The sequence below is a fragment of the Streptomyces sp. NPDC058284 genome (assembly GCF_042881135.1).
GTDB lineage: Bacteria > Actinomycetota > Actinomycetes > Streptomycetales > Streptomycetaceae > Streptomyces.
The window spans coordinates 178,543-201,194 of record NZ_JBHVYE010000013.1; the positions used below are offsets into that span (position 1 = coordinate 178,543).

Sequence of the window (22,652 nt, forward strand, 5' to 3'; positions counted from 1 at the left end):
CGGGCCGCTTTCGCGTCCGCCCATACTGTGCCGGTCACTCGGGGGGAGACCGGTGCGGTGAGGGGACGACGGTTGCCCGCGGCGGTGCGGGGGAGCCTGCACCACGGGCTCGTGCTGGGAGCGGCCGGGCTCGCCGTGCTGCTCGCCGCCACCGTGCTCGCGGCCCTTGCGGGACTGTCCGAGAAGGCCGTCGAGGGCGGCATCCAGCGGCGGCTCGCCGCCGACCGCGACGCCGTCGTCGAGGTCGCGGGACCCCACAGGCCCGACGGCGCACGGGAGTTGGACCGGGACGTACGAGCCGCACTCGACCGTACGTACGGTGGCGTCCCCCACCGCACCTGGGCCGCGCTGCGCGCTCCCGCGGCCCGCAACGACGAACTCGCCGTCACCGAGGCCGCGGGCCACCCGCGCGAGGACGCCACCGTCTCCGTCGTCGCCCTGGAGGGCGCCACGCGGCACGCCCGGCTGGTGGCCGGGCGGTGGCCGCGAGCCGACGGGGGGCCGGGCGCGGCGGCACCGGCCGAGGCCGCGCTGACCGAGCCGGCCGCCGCCGAGCTCGCCGTGCGGACCGGCGACGAGATCACCGTTCGGGGCGCGGACGAACGCCCGGTGACGCTGCGGATCGTCGGGGTGTACGCCGCCGGGAAGCGCGCGCCCGCGGTGTGGGCCTCGCTGAGCAGTACGTTCGGGACGCCCGACTCGATCGCCGTCATACCTCGCGCCGCCTTCGCCCGCAGCGAGCCACTGACCGCGGACGCCACCGCGCTGTGGCTCGGGGTGCCGCAGACGGGCGGCCCGCGGCTGGGTGACATCGGGGCGCTGCGGGAACGGACCAGGAGATTCGCGGGCAGCGATGCGTCGCGGTCGGTGCTGCGCGGGGAGCAGGGCAGGCCGGGGGAGCGAAGTGAGGCGGACGGGCGGGGCGCAAACCGCGGTGGCGCCGGGGAGTTGACCTTGTCGGGCGGGCTGCGCCGGGCACTCGACCGGCTCACCACCCCGATCGCCGTCGCCCGCGCCGGGCTCTACGTCCCCGCGACCCTCCTCGCCGCGCTCGCCGTTGCCGCCCTCGTGCTCACCGCGCGGCAACTCGCCGAACACCGCCGCCCCGAGCTGGCGTTACTGGCCGCGCGCGGCGCGGGCACCCGGCGGATCGCCCTGTCCACGGCCGGGCAATGGGCCTGCGTCGCCGTGCCCGCGGGGCTCGCCGCGCCCTTCCTCGCGGGACCCCTGCTCCACGTACTCGAAGGAGCCGGGCTCATCGGGGGCGAGGTGCCCGCGTCGGTGGTGACCGGCGTGGGGTGGGCGGCCGCCCTGGCCGCCCTCGTCGTGCACGGCCTCGCGGTACTCGTGCCGACCGTGCGGGTCGTACGGGACCGGCGGGCGGTGGCCCGGCTGCGGCTGCGGGGCGCGCGGTTCGCCGGGGTCCAGCGGATCGGGGCGGACCTGGCGCTCGCCGCGGTCGCCGTGCTCGGCTGGCTGCAACTGCGGCAGTACCGCTCGCCGGTGACCGGCGACAGCGGCCTGGACCCGGTTCTCGTGCTCGCGCCCGTCGCGATGACCGTGGCCGCCGCGCTGCTCGTCCTGCGGTTCCTGCCGCTGCTCGCCCGCGTCGTCGACCCGCTCGCGCGGCGCGCACGCGGGCTCGTCCTGCCGCTCGGCGGCTGGCAGCTCGGCCGGCGCGCGGCCCGGCACGCCGGACCGGCCCTGGTGGTGACCCTCGCGCTCGCCGTCGCCGCTTTCAGCAGCACGGCACTGGCCGTCCTGGACCGCGGCGACCGGGACCAGGCCGCGTTCCAGGTCGGCGCCGACCTGCGCATCGAACCGGGCGAGGGGGTGCCTCCCGGTGAACGGCGCGCCGTCTACGGGGCGTTGCCGGGCGCCGGGCCCGTCACGCCCGTGATCACCTCGGAGGGGTACGCCGGTCAGGACGCGGTGGCCGTGACCGCGGTCGACACCGTGCGGGGCCCGGTGCCCTCGCTGCGCGGGGACCTCGCGGAGCGGCCCCTGCGGGACCTCGTGGCGCCACTGGGGGAGAGGGTGCCCGAGCACGGGCTTCCGCTGCGGGGGGCCGCGCCGGGGGCCGGGCGGGATGACGGCCGGGGACCGGCGACGGAACTGCCGCTGCGGGCGCGGTTGTCGGCCGACGGGGGCGGGACCGTCGTGCCCGTCCGGCTCACCGTCTTCTTCGAGGACGGCGACGGGCTGAGCCATGCGAGTTCCGTGGTGATCGAGGAGGGCGGCGCCCGGAGCGTGCCGCTGAAGGTGCCGGCGCGCGGCGAGGGCGTACGCATCCTGCAGATCGACCTGAGCATGACCGGGGAACGGGTGCGCCGCACCTACCGCCTGACCATCGATCAGGTGCCGGGGCTCGCGGGGCACGCGCGGTGGCGTGATCTGCGGGCTGATCCGCCCGACCGGCATGCGGCGGGCTGCCCGGGGGCGGCGCGGGAGCGGGGGCGCGACGGGAGGCGCCCGCCTTCCGGGGAGGCACCCGGGCCCGTCCTGTGCGCCGACCGGCCCGCCGCCGGAAAGCTCATCGACGCGGTGCTGCGGGGGCCCGACAGCCGGTTGCGGTACCCCACGTGGAACGTACGGCTCGGCACGGACCGCGCCACGGGCCGCCCCGCCGCACCCGCCCTCGCCGACGACGCGCTCCTCGACTCCGGGGCGGTGCGGGTCGGGGACACGGTGAGGGTGCGGCGTGGGGGAGGCGGGAGCGCGCGGGTCGAGATCGTCGGGCGGATCGCGGCGCTGCCCGGGCTGCCGCGCGACCGGCCCCGGCTGCTCGCCGACGCCCGTGCGATGGCCGCCCAGTGGGTCCTGAGCGGGGCGTTGCCCCAGGCGGAGAGCGCGTGGTGGGTGGGGGTCCGCGGGGCGGACGCGTCGGCGGCCGTGGCGGCGGTGCGCGCCGATCCGCGGCTCGGACACGCGGTGGACGTCCCGTCGGTGCGGGAGGAATTGGCCGACGATCCGCTGCGGCGCGGGGCGCGTGGGGCCCTCGTGCTCTGTCTGGTGCTCGCGCCCGCCTTCGCCGTCATCGCGTTCGCCCTGCACACGGCCCTCTCCGCACGGGCGAGGGAGCGGGAGTTCGGACTGCTGCGGGCGCTCGGGATGCGGCGCGGGCAACTGGCGGCGTACCTGTGGACGGAGCAGCTGGCGCTCGCCGGGGTGGCGGCGCTGCTCGGCACGGTACTGGGGGCGGCCCTCGCCGAGCTGATCATCCCGGTGGTGACGGTCGACGCGGTCGGGAAGCCGGTCTTCCCGGGGCTGGTGGCGGCGGTGCCGTGGGTGCGGGTGGGGGTGACGGCCGGGGCGGCCACCGCGGTGATCTGCGGGGTGGTGACGGTGGCGGCGCGGCTCCTGGGGCGGGTCGATCCGGCGCGGGTGCTGCGGGCGGGGGATGACGTGTGAGGGGGCTGCCGTGAAGCGCGGATGGTGGCGGCGTGCGCCCCTGACGATCGGGCTCGGGCTGCTCGTCGCCGTCCTGGTCGGCGCCGCCGGTGCGGCTCCCGGCCTCCTCGAACGGCTGGGCGGGGGCGCGCTGGCGGCGCGGTTCGATCAGGTGCAGCGGACGGCGCCCGGTGTGGTGCACAGCGCCCGGATCGACCCGGAGCAGCCGCGCCCCGGCGAGAGAAGTGATCTCGGCGCGGACCTCGCGCGCTACGCGACGGCCATCGAGAACGCGGCCCCGGCCGCGCTCCGCGGGAACCTCGTACACGACTCGACGCGTATCCGCCTGCCCACGGTGGGCGGGGACGCGGCGGCTGGTGGGGCGAACCCCATCCCCCTGTCCCTCTCCCTCACCTACGCCTCCGACGCCCCGCCCCCCAGCGCCTACCTCGCAGGCCGCCCACCCCGCGCGCGCGGCGAGAGCGTGGAGATCGCCGTCTCCGCACGGACGCGCGACACGCTCGGGCTCGGTGTCGGCCGGCGTATCGCGCTGCGCGGTGGCGCCATGGAGAACGCCGACGCGGTCGGGGTGGTCGTCGGGGTCTTCCGGACCGCGGGGGGCGAGCGGCTATGGGTCGAACAGCCCCTCCTCGTGCGGCCGTTGCCCGGCCGGACCGGCGCGGCAACGGCCGTCGGCGCGCTGGTCGCCCCCCGCGGCGCCGAGATCCTGCAGACCCAGTCGGACGCCGAACTCACCGTCGAGTGGAACATGCGGCTTGGTCTTGGGGAGTCGGCCGCCGAGCGGTTCGTGGGGGAGCGGGGGGAGCGCGCGTTCCGGCGGCTCATGGCCCGTTACCCACCCGCCGCGAAGAACGCCTTCTGCGACACCCCGACGTACGGAGGCAAGTGGTGCGTCCTCGGTACCCACCCCGCGAGCGAACTGGAGACCGACACCGAACTGAGCGACACCTTCGAGGAGTTCGGGCGCCAGTGGCGACAGGCGCGCGTCGTGATGTCGTTCGCGCCGGCCACGCTGCTCGGCGTGGGGCTCGCCGCCGTCGTCGCGACGTCGCTCCTTGTGGTGCGCCGACGGCTCGCCGCGGACCGGCTGCTGAGGGCGCGCGGAGCCTCCGCCACCGGGCTCGCACTCGGGCGCGCGGCGGAGAACGCGCCCGCCGCGGTGCTCGGTTGTTGTCTCGGCGGCGCGGTGGCGTCGGCGGTGCCGGGGAGCTCACCCGCGTACGGGCAAGGGCTGGCCGTGGCCCTGCTCTGCTGGCTGCCGCTGCCGCTCCTCACCTGGGCCGCGGTGCGGGACCGGGCCGTGCTGGGCCACCGGGAGCCGCGGGGCGCGGGGCGTCGGCAGGTGGCCGAGGCGCTGGTGCTGCTGCTCGCCGCGGGCGGCGTCCTGGCGCTGCGGGCGCGGGGCACGCGAGGGGCGGCGGGGCCGGATCCGCTGCTCGCCGCGGTGCCGGTGCTCCTTGGACTCGCGACGGTCGCCGTGCTGGTGCGGTGCTATCCCCGGCCGCTGCGCGTGGTGGCGCGGTGGTCGGCCCGGGGGCGCGGCGCCGTGGCGCTCGTCGCGCTGTCCCGGGCCGCCAAGGAGGCTCCCGCGCGCGGCCTCGCGTTGCTCGTCCTCGTGGTGACGCTCGCCGGCGCCGTCTTCGGAGGGCTCATCTCGGGGACGCTGGCGGACGGGCGGCGCGCCGCGGCGGCCTGGCAGGTGGGCGCCGACGCCTCCTTCCTGGACGCCGGACGCGACCCCGGCATGGCGGCACGCCTGGCACGCGCGCGTGGCGTACGGGAAGCGGTGGCGGTACGGCAGCTGCGGGTCGACCCGGTGAGCGGCAGGGACGGGGGGCGGTACGGGAGCTCCAGCCTGGTCGGGGTGGACGGCGCCACGCTGCGGGCGGCGGTGGACGGTTCGGCCGCCGCGCGCGTCCTGGCCGATGCGGGCCTCACGACGAGCGGGGACGGCCGGGAGATCCGGGTGCTGGCCTCCGAGGGGCACGCCGGGGACCTGCTCACCTTCACCCGGCACGGCAAGGAGACGCGGCTGCGGATCGTCGGCACGCTGCCCGAGGAGGTGCGGCGCGATGCCGCGCTCGGGCCCGTGCGCGGTCTGACCGGAACCCGGCAGCACCTGCTCCTCACCGACAACCGCGACCTGCGCGCCTTCACCGCCGCCGAGTTCGAGGAGTCCGCGCTCCTGCTGTACGGGGAGCGGGTGGACGCCGAGGCGCTGCGTGCCCTCGTACCGCGTGCCGCCCCCGGGACGACCGGCGGGGAGCTCCGCATCAGCGCCGAGGAGCAGGCGGCGGCCGACGACGACCGGCTCGTCGCCGCCGTGACCGTGGCGCACACCGCCTGCACCGCACTCGCCGTGCTCCTCGCGCTCCTTGCCCTCGTCCTCGACCTGCTCCTGTCCGCGCCCGCGCGCGGGCGCACGACCGCCTTCCTGCGCACCCTGGGTCTCGGCGGTCGCGCCGCCTCCGCGCTGCAACTGCTGCAACTCCTGCCCCTGGTGCTCGCGGCCGTCGCAGGCGGCGTCACGCTCGGCCTGACCCTGCCCTGGCTGCTCGGTCCCGCCCTTGACCTGCGGGAGTTCACCGGCGGGCCCGCCGCGCCCGACCGGCATGTCGACGTGCTGTTCACGGCGGCGCTGGGCGCGGGACTCTGTGTCCTGGTCGCCACGGCGGTGGGCGTGGAGACCTGGCTCGGCCGGCGCCGGGGGCTCGGCGCCGTCCTGCGACTCGGGAGATCCGATGACTGAACGGGCGGGAGCGATGACCGAGCTGGCCGCACTGGAGGCGCGGGCCCGCGCCGCGGGGCGTCCCGCGGCCGACGAGGGCCTCGTCGTCTGCGACAACCTCGTCCGGGTCTACCGCACCGAGGAGGTCGAGGTGCAGGCGCTCCAGGGCCTCGACCTGGTCGTCGCGGCCGGCGAGTGCGTGGCCCTGGTCGGCGCATCGGGGTCCGGCAAGTCCACGCTCCTGTCGATCCTCTCCGGGCTCGACCTGCCCACCGCAGGCCGCGCGAAGGTCGCGGGCCACGACCTGCTCGCCATGGGGCGCCGCGAACGCCTCGGCTACCGCAGGCACACCGTCGGCTTCGTCTGGCAGCAGACCGGACGCAATCTCCTGCCCTACCTGACCGCACTGGAGAACGTGGCGCTGCCGATGAAGTACGCGCGCGTGCCGCGCCGTTCGCGTCAGGAGAGGGCCGCCGGACTGCTGGGCGTGCTCGGCGTCGCGCACTGCCGCGACCGGCGGCCCGCCGAGCTCTCCGGCGGCGAACAGCAACGGGTGGCCGTCGCGGTCGCCACCGCCAACTCCCCGCGCGTACTGCTCGCCGACGAGCCGACCGGCGAGCTGGACACGGCCAGTGGCGAGGATGTCTTCGCGGCGCTGCGCCGCGCGAACGAAGAGCTCGGCACGACCGTCCTCGTCGTCACCCACGACCCCTTGGTCGCCGATCAGGTCCGGCGCACGGTGCGCATCCGTGACGGCAGGACGTCGACGGAGACGCTCAGGGAACGGGGCGGCGCAGGCGAGGAGTTCACGGTTCTGGACAGGGCGGGGCGGTTGCAGGTGCCGGGGGAGTACGTCGAGCGGTACGGGTTGCGGGGGCGGGTGCGGCTCACGGCGGAGCCGGGGCATGTGGGGGTGTGGCCGGATGGACCCAGGGGCGTACGAAGGAGCGACCGGTGACAGTGAGCGCGCGGGACATGGTCGTCGTCGAGGGCCTCCACCGGACGTACGGCAGCGGAGCCGCGGCCGTGCACGCCCTGCGCGGCTTCTCCTTCTCCGTCCCGCGCGGCGAGCTCGTCGCGCTGAAGGGCCGCTCCGGATCCGGCAAGACGACGCTGCTCAACCTCGTCGGCGGCCTCGACTCTCCGGACCACGGGAAGATCGCCGTCGACGGGGTCGAGCTCGCGGGGCTCGGCGAGAGCGGCCTGCTGGAGCTGCGCAGGGACCGGCTCGGCTTCATCTTCCAGTCCTTCGGCCTCATCCCCATCCTCACCGCCGCCGAGAACGTCGGCGTGCCCCTGCGGCTGCGGAGGACCGACCCCCGCGCGCGGGAGGAGCGCGTCGCCCTCCTCCTCGCCCTCGTGGGCCTCGCCGACCACGCGGGGCAGCGGCCCGGCGAGCTCTCCGGCGGCCAGCAGCAGCGCGTGGCCATCGCCCGCGCCCTCGCCAACAAGCCCGCCCTGCTGATCGCCGACGAGCCCACCGGGCAGCTCGACGCGGAGACCGGGCTCGCCGTGATGGAGCTGCTGCGCGCGGTCGTCCGCAGCGAGGGCGTCACCGCCCTGGTCGCCACCCACGACGCGACACTGCTCGACCTGGCCGACCGGGTCCTCGAACTGCGCGACGGCGAGATCGTCGAACACTGATCCGAGCGGCCCGAAGACCGCCCGCGGACCGCCCACGGGTGGGGCAGTCGCGCATCAGGGTTCTGTCAAGGAGCGCCCCGCCGTACCCCCTCGCCCGCAATGCCGGAATTGTTGGCCGTAAGGTCGACGCTGCGTACACAGCAGTTTCCGAAAGACAATGGGGCCATGGCACGCGGCAAGCTTCGGATCTACCTCGGCGCGGCACCGGGCGTCGGCAAGACGTACGCCATGCTCTCCGAGGCGCACCGCCGCACCGAGCGCGGCACCGACTGCGTGGTCGCCTTCGTGGAGCACCACGGCAGGCCGCGCACCGAGGTGATGCTGCGCGGCCTCACCGAGGTCGCCCGCAAGGAGCTCGAGTACCGCGGCACGGCCTTCACCGAGATGGACGTCGACGCGGTCCTGGAGCGCGCCCCCGCCGTCGCCCTGGTCGACGAGCTCGCCCACACCAACGTCCCCGGCTCGCGCAACGCCAAGCGCTGGCAGGACGTCGAGGAACTCCTCGCGGCCGGCATCGACGTCGTCTCGACCGTGAACATCCAGCACCTGGAGTCCTTGGGCGACGTCGTCGAGTCGATCACCGGCGTACGCCAGCGCGAGACCGTGCCGGACGAGGTGGTGCGCCGCGCCGACCAGATCGAGCTGGTCGACATGTCGCCCGAGGCGCTGCGCCGCCGCATGGCGCACGGCAACATCTACCAGCCCGACCGCATCGACGCGTCCCTCTCCAACTACTTCCGGCCCGGCAACCTCACGGCGCTGCGCGAGCTCGCGCTGCTCTGGGTCGCCGACCGCGTCGACGAATACCTCCAGCAGTACCGGGGCGAGCACAACATCCGCTCCACCTGGCAGGCCCGCGAGCGCATCGTCGTCGGACTGACCGGCGGCCCGGAGGGGCGCACGCTGATCAGGCGCGCCTCCCGGATGGCAGCCAAGGGCTCCGGCAGCGAGATCCTCGCCGTCTACATCGCCCGCAGCGACGGTCTGACCGGCGCGTCCCCCAAGGAACTCGCCGTCCAGCGCACCCTCGTCGAGGATCTCGGCGGCACTTTCCACCACGTCATAGGCGACGACATACCGGCCGCGCTCCTCGACTTCGCGCGCGGTGTCAACGCCACCCAGATCGTCCTCGGCTCCTCGCGCCGCAAGACCTGGCAGTACGTCTTCGGGCCCGGCGTCGGCGCGACCGTCGCCCGCGACTCGGGCCCCGACCTGGACGTGCACATCGTCACGCACGGCGAGGTCGCCAAGGGGCGCGGGCTGCCCGTCGCGCGCGGGGCCCGCCTGGGCCGCTCCCGGGTCATCTGGGGCTGGCTGGTCGGCGTCGCGGGGCCCGCGCTCCTGACGCTGCTGCTCACCCATGCCGACACCGACCTCGGTCTCGCCAACGACATGCTGCTCTTCCTGACGCTCACCATCGCCGCCGCGCTGGTGGGCGGGCTCCTCCCGGCGCTCGCGTCGGCGGCCGTCGGCTCGCTGCTGCTCAACTACTACTTCACGCCGCCGCTGCACCTGTGGACGGTCTCCAACAACAAGAACATCGTCGCGATCGCCGTGTTCGTGGGCGTAGCGGTGTCGGTGGCCTCCGTCGTCGACCTCGCGGCCCGGCGCACCGCGCAGGCGGCCAGGCTCCGGGCCGAGGCGGAGATACTCTCCTTCCTCGCCGGCAGCGTGCTGCGCGGCGAGACCAGCCTGGAGGCCCTGCTCGAACGGGTGCGCGAGACCTTCGCCATGGAGTCCGTGGCCCTCCTGGAGCGCGCGAGCGACACCGAACCCTGGACCTGCGCGGGCAGCGCGGGCGACGGCCGCCCGCTGGAACGCCCCGAGAACGCCGACGTCGACGTGCCCGTCGGCGACCACATGGCGCTCGCCCTCTCCGGCCGGGTGCTGCCCGCCGCGGACCGCCGCGTACTGGCCGCGTTCGCCGCGCAGGCCGCCGTCGTCCTGGACCGCCAGCGCCTGCAGTCCGAGGCGGACCGGGCCCGCACCCTCGCCGAGGGCAACCGCATCCGCACCGCCCTGCTCGCCGCCGTCAGCCACGACCTGCGCACGCCGCTCGCGGGCATCAAGGCGGCCGTCTCCTCGCTGCGCTCCGACGACGTGGAGTGGTCCGAGGAGGACGAGGCCGAACTCCTGGAGGGCATCGAGGACGGCGCCGACCGGCTGGAGCACCTGGTCGGCAACCTGCTCGACATGTCCCGGCTGCAGACCGGCACCGTCACCCCGCTGATCCGCGAGATCGACCTCGACGAGGTCGTCCCGATGGCGCTCGGCGGCGTACCCGACGGCAGCGCGGAGCTTGACATACCCGAGACGCTGCCGATGGTCGCCGTCGACAAGGGCCTCCTGGAGCGCGCGGTCGCCAACGTCGTCGAGAACGCCGTGAAGTACGCGCCCGACGGGGAGCCCGTCAAGGTCTCCGCCAGTGCGCTCGGCGAGCGCGTCGAGATCCGCGTGGTGGACCGCGGCCCCGGCGTCCCCGACAGCGCCAAGGACCGCATCTTCGCGCCCTTCCAGCGCTACGGTGACGCTCCGCGCGGTGCCGGGGTGGGCCTCGGCCTCGCCGTCGCCCGCGGCTTCGCCGAGTCCATGGGCGGCACCCTCGCCGCCGAGGACACCCCGGGCGGCGGCCTCACCATGGTCCTCACCCTGCGGGCGGCGGCCGGACGGCCGCAGACCCGCTCCGAGCTCTCGGCCAAGGTCACCTCGTGACCGCGAACCAGAAGCCAGAAAGGCAGGCAAGCATGACCCGGGTGCTCGTGGTCGACGACGAGCCGCAGATCGTACGCGCCCTCGTGATCAACCTGAAGGCGCGCAAGTACGAGGTGGACTCGGCCCCCGACGGCGCGACCGCGCTGCAGGTGGCGGCCGCCCGCCACCCCGACGTGATCGTGCTCGACCTCGGTCTGCCCGACATGGACGGTGTGGAGGTCATCAGGGGCCTGCGCGGCTGGACGCGCGTCCCGATCCTGGTCCTCTCCGCCCGGCACAGCTCGGACGAGAAGGTCGAGGCGCTGGACGCGGGCGCCGACGACTACGTGACCAAGCCCTTCGGCATGGACGAGCTCCTCGCCCGGCTGCGCGCCGCCGTCCGCAGGGCGGAGCCCACCGGGCCCGGCGAGGGGGACGTGCTGGTCGACACCGGGGACTTCTCCGTCGACCTCGCCGCCAAGAAGGTCAACCGGGGTGGCCGCGACGTCCGCCTCACCCCGACCGAGTGGCACCTCCTGGAGGTCCTGGTGCGCAACACCGGCCGGCTGGTCAGCCAGAAGCAACTGCTCCAGGAGGTGTGGGGGCCCTCGTACGGCACGGAGACGAACTACCTCCGCGTCTACATGGCGCAGCTGCGCCGCAAGCTGGAGACGGACCCCGCGCACCCGCGGCACTTCATCACGGAACCCGGCATGGGGTACCGGTTCGAGAAGTGACCGGATTACTTGCTTCAGGGTGCGTCACAGCGGGTACTGAGCGGACATAAGCACAGATGAGCGCACCGCTTTCCGCAGTGTCGGCGTACCCCGGTACGCTTCTTGTATGAGTGCTGTTCCTGGTTCCGAAAGGCCGGCGGGCCGCTTCCGGCGCATGCTCGACCGGCTCTCCTCCTCGCAGGAGGACCTGGAGTCGGAGGAGCTGAGGGAGGACGCCGAGACAGCGGGCTGCGTCCGCATCGGCGACTGCCGCGACCGCCAGATCGTCACCGTTACTGGTACCTTGCGCACGGTCACCCTGCGTCCGCGCGCCGGGGTTCCCGCCCTGGAGGCCGAGCTGTTCGACGGTTCGGCGGCGCTGGACGTGGTGTGGCTCGGCAGGCGCTCCATCGTGGGAATCGAACCGGGGCGCAGGCTGATCGCATCCGGCCGGATCTCGGAGAGCCGGGGCCGCCGGGTGCTCTTCAACCCCAAGTACGAACTCAGACCCCTCGGACGGGAGTAGCCGGTGACGTCCCTCGACAAGCCGACGGACCAAGGGACCGCGGATCAGGACGCCGATTCCAGGGCCGTGACCGAGGCAGCGCTCTTCGAAGCCTTCGGCGGCGTGCGGGGCATGGTGGAGACGGTCGTACCCGGCCTGCTCTTCGTGACCATCTTCACGATCAACAAGGACCTGCACATGTCGGCCATCGCGGCCGTCGCGGTGTCCCTGGTGCTCGTCGCGGTCCGCCTGGTCATGAAGGACACCGTCAAGCACGCCTTCAGCGGCGTCTTCGGCGTCGTCTTCGGTGTGGTCTTCGCGATGATGACCGGCAACGCCAAGGACTTCTACCTGCCGGGCATGCTCTACACCCTGGGCCTCGCCCTGGCCTACATGATCACGACCCTCGCGGGCGTGCCCCTGATCGGCCTCATCCTCGGCCCGGTCTTCAAGGAGAACCTCTCCTGGCGCACCCGCAACCCCGGCCGCAAGAAGGCCTACGCGAAGGCCAGCTGGGCCTGGGGCCTGATCCTGCTCGCCAAGTGCGCGATCCTCTTCCCGCTGTACTGGTGGGCGGACACGACGCAGTTCGGCTGGGTCCTGGTGGCCCTCAAGATCCCCCCCTTCCTGCTCGCCGTCTACCTCACCTGGGTCTTCCTCGCGAAGGCCCCGCCCCCGATCGACGTCTTCGCCGAAATGGAAGCGCAGGAAGAGGCGGAGAAGCAGCGCGAGGCAGAGCGGACCAGGGAACGCCGGGACGCCTGAGCGAGGCGGGCCTTCGGGGGCGCGGAGCGCCCTTCAGGGGCGCGGGGAACTGCGCGACCAGCCACGACGCACCCGCAGCAAGCACGCAACGCACGCAACGCACGCAAAGCCGATGGGGGCGCCCGGAAATCACCGGGCGCCCCCATCGACGTACAGCCGGCCGGGGCGGCCTCAGCCCCCCGTCACCTCACGCCGCACCGAAAGCAGATCCTCCAACTGCTCCTCCCGAGCCTGCGCCGCCACGAAGAGCAGCTCGTCACCCGCCTCGAGCGAGTCGTCCGCGGTGGGCGCGAGAACGCGCGTACCGCGGATGATCGTGACCAGCGAGGTGTCCTCGGGCCACTGGACGTCGCCGACCTGCGTACCCGCGAGGGCCGACTCCGGCGGCAGCGTCAGCTCGACGAGGTTCGCGTCGCCGTGGCTGAAGCGGAGCAGCCGCACCAGATCGCCGACGCTCACCGCCTCCTCGACGAGCGCGGACATCAGGCGCGGCGTGGAGACCGCGACGTCGACACCCCAGGACTCGTTGAAGAGCCACTCGTTCTTGGGGTTGTTGACGCGGGCGACGACGCGCGGCACGCCGTACTCGGTCTTCGCGAGCAGCGAGACGACGAGGTTGACCTTGTCGTCGCCGGTGGCCGCGATGACCACGTTGCAGCGCTGCAGCGCCGCCTCGTCCAGGGACGTGATCTCGCAGGCGTCGGCGAGCAGCCACTCGGCCTGCGGGACGCGCTCGACCGAGATGGCGGTCGGCGCCTTGTCGATGAGAAGGACCTCGTGGCCGTTCTCCAGGAGCTCACCGGCGATGGAGCGGCCCACCGCGCCGGCTCCGGCAATGGCGACCCTCATCAGTGACCGCCCTCCTCGGGGCCTTCGGCGAACGCCGCCTCGACCTTGTCGACCTGGTCGGTGCGCATCATGACGTGCACGAGATCGCCCTCCTGCAGAACCGTCTGCGAGGTCGGCAGGACCGCCTCGCCCAGCCGGGTGAGGAAGGCCACGCGCACGCCGGTCTCCTCCTGGAGCTGGCTGATCTTGTGTCCGATCCAGGCCGCGGACGCGTGCACCTCGGCGAGCTGCACGCCACCGGTGGGATCGCGCCACAGCGGCTCGGCGCCGGACGGGAGCAGCCGGCGCAGCATCTGGTCGGCGGTCCAGCGGACCGTGGCGACCGTCGGGATGCCCAGGCGCTGGTAGACCTCGGCGCGGCGCGGGTCGTAGATGCGGGCCGCGACGTTCTCGATGCCGAACATCTCGCGGGCCACGCGGGCGGCGATGATGTTGGAGTTGTCGCCGCTTGAGACGGCCGCGAAGGCGCCCGCCTCCTCGATGCCGGCCTCGCGCAGGGTGTCCTGGTCGAAGCCGACGCCGGTCACCCGGCGGCCGCCGAAACCGGAGCCGAGGCGGCGGAAGGCGGTCGGGTCCTGGTCGACCACGGCGACCGTGTGCCCCTGTTGTTCGAGATTCTGCGCGAGAGCGGACCCGACTCTCCCGCAGCCCATGATGACGATGTGCACCTGTTCTTTACCCCGCACTCCTGGTCAACCCGCTGACCTGCGAAAACATCGTGCTCACTCTTCTCTCTCACTCTGCTGGCAACCACGGGGCAACAGCGTGCGGCGTTGCCAAGAGACGAGCTTAAGCCGCAACCGGGTCCACGCACTCACCCGCGTGGACGCGAGAGGCCCGGCGCGGGATGCCCGCGCGGGCCGGTCGGTCCACGCCGACGCGGGCCGGTCAGTCCACGCTGACGCGGGCCGGTCAGTCCACGCTGCGGAGCAGACCCTCGACGTTCTGCAGCCGGTGGCCGAGTTCGACGAGCTGCAGGCGGGTCGCCTCCTGCTCGGACCTGGCGCGCTCCACGGCCTCGCGGTAGCCCTGCATGGCCTCGGCGTACTGACGGTCGCGCTCCTTGTTGCGCTGCGTCTGGAAGTACGCGACCGCGACGACCGCGCCGGCGAGTATCAGGAAAAAGGCGACCGGAATGATCACGTCTTCCACTAGGACGTCCCCCTTGGTGAGTGCTGCTCGTCCTCGTCCGGCGGATTCTGCCGGAGAGCGGCGACGATCGTATCGACGTTCAACCGCACGTCGAACGGGGCCAGTTCGAAGTACTTGAGCGCCTTGCCGTCGTCGGACAGCTCCAGGCGGCCGACGACGAGGCCGGCCTTCTCCATGCGTTCGAGATGCATGTAGAGCAGGGGGCGCGAGACCCCGAGCCGCCGGGCCAGCTCGCTGACGTACAGCTGTCCCGCGGAGAGCTCGCCGATGATCCGCAGGCGCTGCGCGTGGCCCACCGCCGCGAGAAAGGCCAGTAGCTCCTCGCTGTCCATGGCCCGCCTTCGTGCTGGTCCCGAAACCTGTCAGTCAAGGCTTACGCATGACGGGTTCCGCTGTCAACGCGCGCCGAAGCAGTCGTGAATGACAGTTGACGGCCCAATCCTTCACCTGTCAGTCTCAGCTGACACATGAAGCACGAACCTGAAGCACGAACACGAAGAGCGAGCCTGAAGCGCGAGACGTGCTGAGGCGGACGGGGGAGCGGGCGTGGCAACAGCCGGGAAAGTCGGAGCAGGGGGAACCGAAATGACGGACACGAGGAAGCGGAAAAGATCGGTCACGGTGCGCGTGGCCCGTTGGAGCGCGCTGCACCCGAGCCGGGCGATCATCGGCTGGCTGGTCTTCGTGGCGCTCTGCCTCGGGGGCGGAATAGCGGCAGGCATGAACAGCGCGACCTCGCAGGACTTCCGGGTCGGCGAGGCGGGCCGCGCCGAGGCCCTGGCGACCGAGGGCGGCATCCCGCCGCGGTCCACGGAGCACGTACTGATCCGGGCCGCCTCGGGCCGGCTCGACAAGGCGGCGGCCGACGCCGCCGTCAAGGACATCACCGCCCGGATGAGGGCCCTGCCCGAGGTCGCCGCGGTGGCGCCCCCGGCGCGCTCCGCCGACGGCCGCGTCCTACGGGTCCAGGTGGAGCTGAACGGCTCCGAGCAGGACGACCAGAAGAACGTCCCGCCGCTCCAGGCCGAGACCGAGAAGGCGGCGAAGGCCCACCCGGGCCTGGTCATCGAGGAGACCGGCGACGCCTCCGTCAGCAAGGGCGTCGACGACCAGCGCGACGAGGACCTGCAGTTCTCCGAGGCGATCACGCTGCCCATCACGCTGATCACGCTCGCCGTGGTCTTCGGCTCGGTCCTCATGGCCGGCGTGCCGGTGCTGCTCGCCGTCACCTCGATCATGGCGACGATGGGCCTGGCGATGCTGGCCTCGCACCTGTTGCCGGACACCGGCGTCGGGATGAGCATGATCCTGCTCATCGGCATGGCCGTCGGCGTCGACTACACGCTCTTCTACCTCAAGCGCGAACGCGAGGAGCGGGCCAGGGCGGGCGGCCGCCTCACCTCCGAAGCCCTGGTCGAGGCCGCCGCCGCGACGGCGGGCCGCGCCATCGTGGTCTCCGGAATCGCCGTGATCGTCTCCACCACCGCGCTCTTCCTGGCCCGCGACGTCATCTTCGACTCACTGGCCACCGGCACCATCCTGGTCGTCGCCGTCGCCGTCATCAGCTCGGTGACCGTGCTGCCCGCCCTGCTGGTCACGCTCGGCCGGCGCACGGAGCGCCGCGCGGCCCGGCGCCTGGCCAAGGGCAAGCCCGTCCGGACGTACGGCGAGAAGGGGTCGGGCGGCCCCGGCCGCGTCTGGACCGCCCTGCTCACCCCGGCCCGCAAGTACCCCGCGCTCACCCTGGGCCTCTCCGTCCTCGTCATGCTGGGCCTCGCGCTACCCGCACTGAACATGAACCTCAAGAACCCGGCGCGGGACAGCTTCTCGCGGGAGATCCCGGCCATGAAGGGGTACGACCGGCTGCTCGACGCCTTCCCGGAGCTGCGCGTCCGGCACCTCGTCGTGGTGCGGGGCGACGCCTCACAGGCCGGTGAGGTGCGCGAGGCCCTGACGGAGCTGGACCGCGCCGCGGGGGCCGACCCGCTCTTCTCGCACCTCTCGCATCCGAACTCCTCCGGTGCGCCGAACTCCTCCCGTGCGCCGCTCCTCCGCTCCTCAGAGGACCGGAGGACCACCGTGCTCGAATTGAACGCCCCGCACCCCACGTACTCGAAGAACGCCGAAGACTCGCTGGAGCACCTCCGCGACGACTACATCCCCGCGACCGTCGGCAAACTGCCCGGCGTCGAGACGGCCGTCACCGGTGAGGTCCCGCGCGGCGTGGACTACGTGGCACACCAGAACCAGAAGCTGCCGCTGGTCCTCGGCTTCCTGCTCCTGATGACCTTCGTCATGACGGTGTTCGCGTTCCGCTCCGTCGTGCTCGGACTGCTCGGCGCCGCCCTCAACCTGCTCTCCGCGGGCTCCGCGCTCGGGCTGCTCGTCCTCGTCTTCCAGGGCGACTGGGCGGAGGGGCTGCTCTCCTTCGACTCGCTCGACGGCATCTCCTCGCGCGTCCCGCTCTTCCTCTTCGTGATCCTCTTCGGGCTCTCGATGGACTACCAGGTCTTCGTGGTCAGCCGGATCCGCGAGGCCGCCCTGAACGGCGTGCCCACGCGGCAGGCGGTCCTCGACGGCATCGCGTCCTCCGCCAAGGTCGTCACCAGCGCCGCGCTCGTCATGGTCAGCGTCTTCGCGAGCTTCGTCATGCTGCACATCCTGGAGATGAAGCAGATGGGCTTCGTCCTCGCGGCCGCCGTCCTGCTCGACGCCTTCGTGATCCGCGTCATGATCCTGCCCGCGGCACTGCTCCTCCTCGGACGCGCCACCTGGTGGCCCTCCGGCGCGATCCGCCGCGCCGAGGCCCGGCTCGCGCAGCGGTACGAGGCTCCGGCCCACGCCCCGGCCCATGCCCCGGCTCACGCCTCGGGACACACTTCGGCCCACGTTCCGGGCCCCTCTCCGGAGCATTCGGCCTGGCAAGAGGAGCAGCGCAGGATCGCACAAGGCCGATAACCGGTGAAGTTGGGGGTGGTGGGTGGGCGCGCCCCCATTCGAACGCTTACGATCCTCTGCGTGTCCAAACTGACCGACGTGCCCAAACGGATCCTCATCGGGCGCGCACTGCGCAGTGACCGGCTCGGAGAAACGCTCCTGCCGAAGCGCATCGCACTCCCCGTCTTCGCGTCCGACCCGCTCTCCTCCGTGGCGTACGCGCCCGGCGAGGTACTTCTCGTCCTCTCCATCGCGGGTGTCTCGGCGTACCACTTCAGCCCGTGGATCGCCGTCGCGGTCGTGGTGCTGATGTTCACCGTCGTCGCGTCGTACAGACAGAACGTGCACGCCTACCCGAGCGGTGGTGGCGACTACGAGGTCGCCACCACCAACCTCGGCCCCAAGGCCGGACTCACCGTCGCCAGCGCCCTGCTCGTCGACTACGTCCTGACCGTCGCCGTGTCGATCACCTCGGGCATCGAGAACCTCGGCTCCGCGGTCCCCTTCGTGGTCGAGCACAAGGTCCTGTGCGCGGTGGTCGTCATCGTGCTCCTCACGGTGATGAACCTGCGCGGCGTGAAGGAGTCCGGGAAGCTCTTCGCCATCCCGACGTACGTCTTCGTGGCCGGCGTCTTCATCATGATCGCGTGGGGCGCCTTCCGCGGCATCGTCCTCGACGACACCATGAAGGCACCCACCGCCGACTACGAGATCAAGCCCGAGCACCAGGGCCTCGCCGGTTTCGCGCTCGTGTTCCTCCTCCTGAGGGCCTTCTCCTCGGGCTGTGCGGCGCTCACCGGCGTCGAGGCGATCAGCAACGGCGTCCCGGCCTTCCGCAAGCCGAAGTCCAAGAACGCCGCGACGACGCTCGCGCTCATGGGCGGCCTCGCCGTCACCATGTTCTGCGGCATCATCGCGCTCGCCATGGTGACCAAGGTCCGGATGTCGGAGGCGCCGACGAAGGACCTGCTCCACAACGGCGTCCCGGTCGGCTCGGACTACGTCCAGAACCCCGTCATCTCGCAGGTCGCCGAGGCGGTCTTCGGCCACGGCAGCTTCCCCTTCATGATCCTCGCCGCGGCCACCGCGCTGGTCCTCTTCCTCGCGGCCAACACCGCGTACAACGGCTTCCCGCTGCTCGGCTCGATCCTCGCGCAGGACCGCTACCTGCCGCGCCAGCTGCACACCCGCGGCGACCGCCTCGCGTTCTCCAACGGCATCGTGCTGCTCGCCGGCGCGGCGGCGCTCCTCGTCGTCATCTACGGCGCGGACTCGACCCGCCTCATCCAGCTCTACATCGTCGGCGTCTTCGTCTCCTTCACGCTCAGCCAGATCGGCATGGTCCGGCACTGGAACCGCCACCTGGCCAAGGAGAAGGACCAGAACAAGCGCCGCCACATGATCCGCTCCCGCGCGATCAACACCTTCGGCGCCTTCTTCACGGGCCTCGTGCTGGTCGTCGTCCTCGTCACCAAGTTCACGCACGGTGCCTGGGTCGCGCTGCTCGGCATGTGCATCTTCTACGTGACGATGACGGCGATCCGCCGCCACTACGACCGCGTGGCCGAGGAGATCGCCGCCCCCGACGCCCCGGGCGAGGAGAGCGTGCGCCCCTCCCGCGTCCACTCGATCGTCCTGGTCTCCAAGATCCACCGCCCGACGCTGCGCGCCCTCTCGTACGCGAAGCTGATGCGCTCGCACGACCTGGAGGCGCTCAGCATCAACGTCGACCCGGCGGAGACCAAGGCCCTCAAGGAGGAGTGGGAGCGCCGCGGCATCACGGTCCCCCTGAAGGTCCTCGACTCGCCGTACCGCGAGATCACCCGCCCGATCATCGAGTACGTCAAGAACCTGCGCAGGGAGAGCCCGCGCGACGTGGTCAGCGTGATCATCCCCGAGTACGTGGTGGGCCACTGGTACGAGCACCTGCTCCACAACCAGAGCGCCCTGCGCCTCAAGGGCCGCCTCCTCTTCACGCCTGGCGTGATGGTGACCTCCGTCCCGTACCAGCTGGACTCCTCCGAGGCGGCGAAGAAGCGGGCCCGCAGGCGGTCGGAGTGGAACGCGCCGGGCGCGGTGCGGCGCGGCCCGGTGGAGCGGGCGAAGCGCCCCAAGGACCAGAACGGCAAGAAGGAGCCGAACAAGAAGGAGCCGAGCAGGAAGGCGTAGCGCCACGCGGCTCCGCCCCGGCTCTGTGGTAAGCGGCCGGACGACACCCACGTAGACTGGTGGGCTGTTGTCCGGCCGTTCCTCTTTTACGTTGTGGAGTCACCCCGCCATGCAGGCAGAACCGAAGAATCCGCAGGCGGGGAACTCGCTGGTCGGCCAGGAGTACGAGGTCGAGATCGGCCCCGTCGCACACGGCGGCCACTGCATCGCCCGTACGGACGAGGGCCAGGTCCTCTTCGTACGGCACGCGCTGCCCGGCGAGAAGGTCGTCGCACGCGTGACCGAGGGCGAGGAGGGCGCACGCTTCCTCCGGGCCGACGCGGTCACGGTCCTCGACCCCTCCAAGGACCGGGTCGAGGCACCCTGCCCCTACGCGGGCCCCGGCCGCTGCGGCGGCTGCGACTGGCAGCACGCGAAGCCGGGCGCACAGCGCCGCCTCAAGGGCGAGGTCATCGCCGAACAGCTCCAGCGCCTGGCCGGCCTCACCCCCGAGGAAGCGGGCTGGGACGGCACGGTCATGCCGGCGGAGGGCGACAAGCTGCCGCCCGGCGAGGTCCCCTCCTGGCGCACCCGCGTCCAGTACGCGGTGGACGCCGACGGCAACGCGGGCCTGCGCCGGCACCGCTCGCACGAGGTCGAGCCGATCGAGCACTGCATGATCGCCGCCGAGGGCGTCTCCGAACTCGGCATCGAGGAGCGCGACTGGTCCGGCATGGCGTCGATCGAGGCGATCGCGGCGACGGGCTCACAGGACCGCCAGGTGGTCCTGGCCCCCAAGCCCGGGGCCCGCCTCCCCATCGTCGAACTCAACAAGCCGGTCTCGGTCCTCCGCGTCGCCGAGCAGGACGGCGGCATCCACCGCGTCCACGGCCGCCCCTTCGTCCGCGAACGCGCCGACGGCCGCACCTACCGCGTCGGCAACGGCGGCTTCTGGCAGGTCCACCCCAAGGCGGCCGACACGCTGATGCTCGCCGTCATGCAGGGCCTGACCCCGCGCAAGGGCGACACGGCCCTCGACCTCTACTGCGGCGTCGGCCTCTTCGCCGGCGCGCTGGCCGACCGCGTCGGCGAGAAGGGCGCGGTGCTCGGCATCGAGTCCACCAAGCGAGCGGTGGAGGACGCCCGCCACAACCTCGCGTCCTTCGACCGCGTCCGCATCGAACAGGGCAAGGTCGAATCGGTCCTCCCGCGCACCGGCATCACCGAGGTCGACCTGATCGTCCTGGACCCGCCGCGCGCGGGCGCAGGCAAGCAGACGGTGAAGCACCTGGCAGGCCTGGGCGCGCGGCGGATCGCGTATGTGGCGTGCGATCCGGCGGCGCTGGCGCGGGATCTGGCGTACTTCCGGGAGGGCGGGTACCGGGTGCGGACGTTGCGGGCGTTTGATCTGTTTCCGATGACGCATCATGTGGAGTGCGTGGCGATCCTCGAACCGGCGGCAAAGGGCTCCTGACCTGCGCTTTGTCCAGTGTGCATTATGTGCGTTGTGGGCGTTACGGGCGATATCTTGACGCTGAAATGACGCTCGTGAGGAAAGGCTTGACGCTCAAATGCCGCTCGCCGTGGACAGCGTCACGGCTCAGTAGGAGCGGGGCCCGTAGGGGCTCCAGTGGCTGAGGAAAGGCTTGAGGTCGTCGCCGCTGGGCTTCGGTGGGGGTGGGCACCTTCGGCGCTGCGGCGGACTCGGTGAGGTGTTGGAGGCGGGCGTTCGCGAAGGCGAGCCACGCCTCGATCTCGGTCTTTTCCTGCCCGGGTGGCAGTGATGTGGCGTGGTCGCGTACGGCCGTGACGTATTCGGTCAGCCGCTTGGTCTGGTGCCAGGCGTCTGCTTGTTCTTCGAGGTGTTTGACGCGATAGCTATGGGCGTACGCGGCGCGGGCTTCCTGCATGGCGGCTTCCCAGCGCCGTTGCTCTGCCTCGCGGGGTAGCTGATCCGCGCGGCGTCTGCGTTCCGCGGCTTCGCCACGGAGGCCCACTTCTTGCGCGATCTCGGCGAGTTGGTCTTCCAGTGACCGGTCGGGGAGATCGGCCCATTCGCTGGCGCGGTGCGAGTTTCCGCCTCGGAGCATGAAGTGCAGGCGATTGGAGGGGGTGTAGTCGTAGCGGTCGATGCGCTTCCATGAGTACTTCTTGGCGTCGGCGAGTTCCTTGTCGGTGGGGACATGTTCGCTGCGGTCCTGTTCTTGGAGGACGAGGAATCCGACGCTTTCGCCTTGGGCGGTGACGGTGAAGTGCGGTGGTGCTTTTCGGCGCCGATGGGGTGGGGGAGCGCCTTGTGTGGTTCCGAGTGCTGCCTTGTAGCCTTGTGCTTCGGTGGCGGTGATGAGGGCCTGGATGATGCTCAGGGCTCGGTCTTGGATGGGTTTGGTCAGACCCATGGGCTGCGGCAGCTTTTGAAGGGCGGCCACGATGGAGTGGGGTTTGGTGAGTCTGGCCGGAACGGGGAGCGGGGTGAGTTCGGCGAGGCGCCAGGCGGGGATGTCGACGAGCTTGATTTCGTAGCCGCGGTGGGTGCGGTATCCATAGAGCTCCTGTGTGTGGGGGATCTCGCCGGACTTGCGGGCGGCGCTGACCCGTGATGCCCAGTTCACGGCGTGTGGGCCGGATTCGATGCGCTTGATGAGGCAGCCATCGTTCGCGACCAGTTCTTCGAGGAGCTGGTCCGCGTAGTTCGTACGGGCCTTCGGTACTTTCTTGGGCCGTGGCGGTGCCGGTTTTCGGCCGGTTCGCTCAGGTGGTTCAGCATTCTGATCCGCGAGGCAGATGCCGCGTTCGATGAGATGCTGCCGGCCTTTTGCGGCGAGGTGGGTGGACCAATGCCCGCGGCGTTTGGTGATTTTGACGAGACCTCGGTTTTGCAGGGCCTGCACGCTGACTTTGTACGTGCTGTCCGGCCAGACTTTGTCGGGACATCCCTGGCCCACCCAGTCGAGCACGGCCTGCTGCCGCTCGTCGAGGGCCTGTTGCATGTGGTCCTCCTGCGATTCCCGGGTGTGCTGCCCCCTCCGGAGACAATGCCCTTCGCTTCCGAGGGCATTCGGGGCAGCCGTCAGGGACCTTCGTTCGGATGAGGTGTACTGGGCGG

16 protein-coding genes are annotated in these 22,652 nt (G+C 72.2%); 11 read left to right on the plus strand and 5 right to left on the minus strand.

Features of this window, described 5'->3' with window-relative positions; translation table 11 throughout:
- The first annotated feature begins 57 nt into the window (after positions 1-57).
- The 8 genes from ACFVYR_RS19940 (at position 58) to ACFVYR_RS19975 (ending at position 12,460) form a co-directional block, all read left to right on the plus strand.
- The gene (locus ACFVYR_RS19940) at positions 58-3,411 is read left to right on the plus strand and encodes an FtsX-like permease family protein (protein WP_384260090.1); all 3,354 of its coding nucleotides are present in this window, start codon (positions 58-60) and stop codon (positions 3,409-3,411) included.
- A 10-nt stretch (positions 3,412-3,421) separates the two neighbouring features.
- Positions 3,422-6,160 (plus strand): hypothetical protein, encoded by a 2,739-nt coding sequence (locus tag ACFVYR_RS19945; protein WP_384260087.1) that lies wholly within the window; start codon positions 3,422-3,424, stop codon positions 6,158-6,160.
- Complete coding sequence (locus tag ACFVYR_RS19950; RefSeq protein ID WP_384260085.1) at positions 6,153-7,097, plus strand: ABC transporter ATP-binding protein; 945 nt, start codon at positions 6,153-6,155, stop codon at positions 7,095-7,097. The genes ACFVYR_RS19945 and ACFVYR_RS19950 overlap by 8 nt, the downstream gene beginning before the upstream one ends.
- A gap of 17 nt (positions 7,098-7,114) precedes the next feature.
- A complete protein-coding gene (locus tag ACFVYR_RS19955) occupies positions 7,115-7,783 on the plus strand; it encodes an ABC transporter ATP-binding protein (RefSeq protein ID WP_384260133.1) in 669 nt (222 codons plus the stop codon).
- 165 nt (positions 7,784-7,948) lie between these two features.
- Positions 7,949-10,495, plus strand: a complete 2,547-nt coding sequence (locus ACFVYR_RS19960) for an ATP-binding protein (protein ID WP_384260083.1) — start codon at positions 7,949-7,951, stop codon at positions 10,493-10,495.
- A gap of 32 nt (positions 10,496-10,527) precedes the next feature.
- Positions 10,528-11,211, plus strand: a complete 684-nt coding sequence (locus ACFVYR_RS19965; protein ID WP_384260081.1) for a response regulator — start codon at positions 10,528-10,530, stop codon at positions 11,209-11,211.
- 106 nt (positions 11,212-11,317) lie between these two features.
- Positions 11,318-11,716, plus strand: a complete 399-nt coding sequence (locus tag ACFVYR_RS19970) for an OB-fold nucleic acid binding domain-containing protein (RefSeq protein WP_384260078.1) — start codon at positions 11,318-11,320, stop codon at positions 11,714-11,716.
- A gap of 3 nt (positions 11,717-11,719) precedes the next feature.
- Complete coding sequence (locus ACFVYR_RS19975; RefSeq protein WP_384260076.1) at positions 11,720-12,460, plus strand: DUF3159 domain-containing protein; 741 nt, start codon at positions 11,720-11,722, stop codon at positions 12,458-12,460.
- Positions 12,461-12,631: 171 nt separating this feature from the next.
- On the opposite strand, the gene ACFVYR_RS19980 is transcribed toward ACFVYR_RS19975, so the two are convergent.
- From ACFVYR_RS19980 to ACFVYR_RS19995, 4 genes are all read right to left on the minus strand, one after another.
- Positions 12,632-13,309, minus strand: a complete 678-nt coding sequence (locus ACFVYR_RS19980; protein WP_384260073.1) for a potassium channel family protein — start codon at positions 13,307-13,309, stop codon at positions 12,632-12,634.
- Positions 13,309-13,977, minus strand: a complete 669-nt coding sequence (locus tag ACFVYR_RS19985; protein ID WP_356249822.1) for a TrkA family potassium uptake protein — start codon at positions 13,975-13,977, stop codon at positions 13,309-13,311. Before ACFVYR_RS19985 ends, ACFVYR_RS19980 begins: the two co-directional genes overlap by 1 nt.
- A gap of 244 nt (positions 13,978-14,221) precedes the next feature.
- Positions 14,222-14,461 carry a hypothetical protein gene (locus ACFVYR_RS19990; protein ID WP_384260071.1) on the minus strand — a complete coding sequence of 80 codons (240 nt, stop codon included), beginning with the start codon at positions 14,459-14,461 and terminating at the stop codon, positions 14,222-14,224.
- Positions 14,461-14,793 (minus strand): ArsR/SmtB family transcription factor, encoded by a 333-nt coding sequence (locus ACFVYR_RS19995; RefSeq protein ID WP_384260069.1) that lies wholly within the window; start codon positions 14,791-14,793, stop codon positions 14,461-14,463. The genes ACFVYR_RS19990 and ACFVYR_RS19995 overlap by 1 nt, the downstream gene beginning before the upstream one ends.
- Before the next feature lie 253 nt (positions 14,794-15,046).
- On the opposite strand from ACFVYR_RS19995, the gene ACFVYR_RS20000 reads away from it, so the two are divergent.
- The 3 genes from ACFVYR_RS20000 to ACFVYR_RS20010 all read left to right on the plus strand — a co-directional run bounded on the left by ACFVYR_RS20000 (position 15,047) and on the right by ACFVYR_RS20010 (position 21,020).
- On the plus strand, positions 15,047-17,419 hold the full coding sequence (locus tag ACFVYR_RS20000) for an MMPL family transporter (protein ID WP_384260066.1): 2,373 nt from the start codon (positions 15,047-15,049) through the stop codon (positions 17,417-17,419).
- A gap of 60 nt (positions 17,420-17,479) precedes the next feature.
- Complete coding sequence (locus tag ACFVYR_RS20005; RefSeq protein WP_384260064.1) at positions 17,480-19,567, plus strand: APC family permease; 2,088 nt, start codon at positions 17,480-17,482, stop codon at positions 19,565-19,567.
- A gap of 109 nt (positions 19,568-19,676) precedes the next feature.
- Positions 19,677-21,020 (plus strand): class I SAM-dependent RNA methyltransferase, encoded by a 1,344-nt coding sequence (locus ACFVYR_RS20010; protein WP_384260062.1) that lies wholly within the window; start codon positions 19,677-19,679, stop codon positions 21,018-21,020.
- Positions 21,021-21,060: 40 nt separating this feature from the next.
- Here the strand turns inward: ACFVYR_RS20010 and ACFVYR_RS20015 are convergent, their stop codons facing one another.
- The gene (locus tag ACFVYR_RS20015) at positions 21,061-22,536 is read right to left on the minus strand and encodes a hypothetical protein (protein ID WP_384260059.1); all 1,476 of its coding nucleotides are present in this window, start codon (positions 22,534-22,536) and stop codon (positions 21,061-21,063) included.
- Between the last annotated feature and the right edge of the window lie 116 nt (positions 22,537-22,652).